Source organism: Pedobacter sp. 01T416_2, assembly GCF_056398925.1.
Window position 1 is genome coordinate 1 of sequence record NZ_JBFTQI010000540.1, and the last position, 4,093, is coordinate 4,093.

Sequence of the window (4,093 nt, forward strand, 5' to 3'; positions counted from 1 at the left end):
CCCCCTTAGTAAATTATGATTTTTACATATTGGTCTGAACCTAACGGATTGTTATTTACATCTTATAATTCAACCTTAAAACGACAAACACTTATGCCGTCAGCTAAGACGATTTTATTTAAGGATAAAACATCAATTTTACTAATACTACCTGATGATATCAATGTGTCGGAAATACAGCGAACAGTAGAATCTGCAATAATATAAGTGATACCAGTTTGCTTTTCGGAATAAACCGGAATCCTCAATGGAAGGTCAACAGCATTCAATTTAATAGTCTTAGCACCAGATTTGAAATGGCTTGGCCCACTTAGATTTAACGTTATATCATTTAAATTTTTAATTGGTCCGTCATTAAAGTGAATTTTTGATAATTCAAGATAGGTTCCTTCTTTGTTATTGGCCGGTAGGTTGACCTGCTCAAATTTAGCAGTAATGGTTGGGCGCGAATCTAACTTTACCAAAATATTTAAATTATCACCTCCAATATGATCTCTATTATAAGCTATGCTGTCTAGCTCATAATTCAATGAGTTGTTTCGCTCAAAACGGTCATTATTTTTTAATAGTTTCCAGGCTGCATCCTGCTTGATATATATTCTTTGTTCCGCTTTATCAAAGTACCAGCCAGAGACGTTATTATATAGTAATGCAGATTTATTGGCTACTTCATTTAACACCTTACCACTGGCTTCTACTTTAATTGGAGGTAATGATGAATGTACTTTTAATAAATAATATCTGTTTTTAATCATACCATTGTATGTTCCCTGCCTACCATTTGTTTTTATAACAATAAGATCCTGGGACTTATTTACCGTGAAGGTAGTGGCGGCGAATTCATTTTCTTCATATTTATAAGTTACGCCATCATCCTCGTGAAGTGTGTAAGATGTCTGACCATAAGGATAAATTTCTAATCCAACCAATACTAGCGGGTGCTCTCCGGCAAACTGGTTCACAAGTGCAGTTGGTATTATTGCGCCTGCCTTTACCAATAAGCCTCCTCCGGCATAAGATGGCCAGCTAATGCTTTTATTGTTTCCTGTCTCTGCTTGGTAAGTTTCGCCAGTCCAGTAATTGATCCATTGCCCCTTAGGCAAATATGCCTGCGTACTCAATTCCTTACCAACAAATTGTGCTCGATCGGACTCATCTATTACTGATGGCTTAGCGACTACTAACAACCAATCGCCTAGCATAAATTGATTTTGCATTTGATAGGTATTAGTATCTTGTGGGTATTCGAGTACCATTGCTCTCATCATAGGAATGGCATCCGTATGAGACTGCCATAAGGTAGCGTAAAGATATGGGCTAAGCTTTTGTCTCAAGCTGCTGTAAAACCTTTCGGATCTTTCCACTTCTTCCGGAAAACACCAAGGCTCGCGAAAATAAGCCCAAGCATCCATTACAGGAGCTGGCGTAAGAAAACTATAATGCAGCCCTTTTGGCGAAAAATCCCTCATATCTTCACTAACAACAGAATGTCCTGAGAGCCCTGCATTTAACATTCCAGTTCCAGACAAAAAGTCGCCTCCCCATTGATACGGCCACCTTTGTGAAGCTACCGATGCGTTATAGGCATGAAATTGTATGAATGTTCTCTTTCCCGTATATTTTCTATAATAATTAAACGCTGTATTTGAGAATATAGAATTAGCTATGTTGTTTAATTCGGGATGTTTATATACTCCGCTGGATAAATAATTATCACTGGAAACGGCCGGATCATAAGCTTGGCTTGTAATATCTCTTGGATAAGGATCATCTTGCTTAAAACTCTCCACTCCAAGATCCAGAAGCGAAAGACGTTTGGCATACCAATTGTCTAATACGTTTCGTTCAAGGATATTTTTTGTGGGAGCTGTGCCGCTTTCCCATAAATCAAAGTGGAATCCCGTTTTTTTCAAATCGGCAATCATTTTGGCGGGTTCCGGAAATCTTTCAGCACTCCATATCAATTTATTGCCATAAGGATCATTTTCCCATCCTGGCTCTAATCCGATGATATCAATCGGGATATGATGTTTACGAAATTCACTTGCGATTTGAATTACATTTTTTTGAGACTCCATATACCTGCATCTGTATTGCAATCCAATTGCCCAATTAGGTGCCATCATTGGAAATCCTGTGAGCGTAGCATATGTTTTGATTATCTGTTTAAAATTATCGCCGGCAAAGAGATAAAAATCAAGCGAGCCTCCAGAATTTTCCACAAAAAATGACGTCTTTGCATCCTTTCCGGTAAAGTCAAAATTATGGTCCCAAGTATTATTAGAAAAAAAGCCATAATTGTGGGTACTCATAAAAAATGGCACAGTTGCTTCACGCCATCTATAATTTTTTGTCCATTTCAACTTCAACCCACGTGCATCAAATCCTGCTCTCATAAAACCAAATCCGTAAAAATGTTCATCTTCTGCCATTTTAAACATAAGCTTATTGGCTTTTTCAAACTTTGGGTCCCCTTTAATTGTTTCTAGTGACGTCAGAAGATTGCCTTTTGAATCAAACAGTGCGATATTAAATGGTTTCTTATTTATTTTTAACACCATTTTTTTTGTTGAAATTGAGATCAAAGCACCATTATCCCGAAAAGAAAATTCCGAATTAGTGAAATCGTTTTTAACTAATCCTTGATTTATCATAATTGATGGGGCAAAAGCTCCATTAGTTCCGCATTGGAAACGAACTATATCATCTTGTTCAATCGTTATTTTCAATTGTCGGTTATTCGGGCAATGAAGAACAACGGTGTTGTCAATTTTTTTGGATGTAATTACCTTGTCCAAAAAAAATGGAGTTTGGGCATTAACTTGGAAGTGAAAAATATTTATCAGAATGAAAATCTGTATAATTTTTGGGTATTTCATTTTTGTTGCTTTTAGATATAAAAAATAGGCTGTGACATTAAGAGATACCTAAATGGTATCCGCTGGGTGTTGGTAGTAGACATCTTAATTTGTTTTTCGACAAAAAAATTGACGTTAGAAGATTTACTACCTTCTCCTATTTAATAATTTTTCCTTCTATCAGAATTTTACCTATGTAAAGGTTATTCGGTTTGTAGGCTTGAGGATCCTTTGTTATACTTTCTTTATTAGACAAGATTGCACTTTTGTCAAAAGGTTCGCACAAAGACCTCAACACTACCGTATGCTTTTTATTTTCAAGACCATCAATCAAAACATAGTTCATTCTTCTGTAGGTGCAATACCCATCAAAACGATTAACTGTATCTTTAACCGCACCATCTACCTCTACAACAACACGTCCTGCATCAGGTCCCATTATATCGAAGATACCAAAAGCCCGTCCTTTGAAACGGATTGTAATTGTTTCACCTGATTTCTCAGCCTTTCCTATAAACGGAAGAAAATTACTAAACTCAGAAAAAGAAGGATTCTCCTTCGGATCCATCAACTCCCAATTTGAGCTTAACTTTGCATTCTTTATGTCGATCATTTGAGTATCAACATAACAATCTGACATCATTGGCTTTGGAAGCTTGCTTTTGATTAATACACTTGCTTTTGTGGGAATCATTTTCTCAAACGAACGTTTCAGAACATTTTGATAAATAAGATGCCCTGTTTCAGGATAAGGATGAGTGCCATCAGGACTAAATACTTTTACACCGTTCTGTTCCTTTTCGTTAGCTTCCATAATAAGCTGATGATTGTTTATCATCTTTGCTATTTCAAAACCAAAGTTGATACTTGGAATACCGTAACGATTGGCCACCTTCTCCATCTGTAGTGCAGAATTAGGTAACATTCCTTTTTGTTCATCTTCCAATGTATATGTTGAAATAGTGTAAACAAAACAAATATCGGTGTATGGATTTGCCTGCTTAATTTGTCGCACAATTCCTTCCATAGAACGAATGATCCTCGATGATTCTGTTTTCTGATCATTTACTGCAAACTCAACAAATACCAAATCTGGTTTATACTTCAATACCTGTTCCTTGATACGAAATGCCCCAAAGTCAGAACGTGTTCCGTTAATGGCTGCGTTCACCTCTGAAAATGTGGCTTGAGGAAAACGCTCCTTAAACCAATTTAGCGAATGCACACGCCATCCT

The 4,093-nt window shown here is 36.7% G+C and carries 2 protein-coding genes; both read right to left on the bottom strand.

What is annotated here, in order from left to right; genetic code table 11:
- Window positions 1–62: 62 nt before the first annotated feature.
- On the bottom strand, window positions 63–2,879 hold the full coding sequence (locus tag AC1DPQ_RS19835) for a glycoside hydrolase family 31 protein (RefSeq protein ID WP_477610637.1): 2,817 nt from the start codon (window positions 2,877–2,879) through the stop codon (window positions 63–65).
- Between the two features lie 136 nt (window positions 2,880–3,015).
- The coding region (locus tag AC1DPQ_RS19840) for an SGNH/GDSL hydrolase family protein (protein WP_477610638.1) at window positions 3,016–4,093 on the bottom strand (1,078 nt) is incomplete at its 5' end.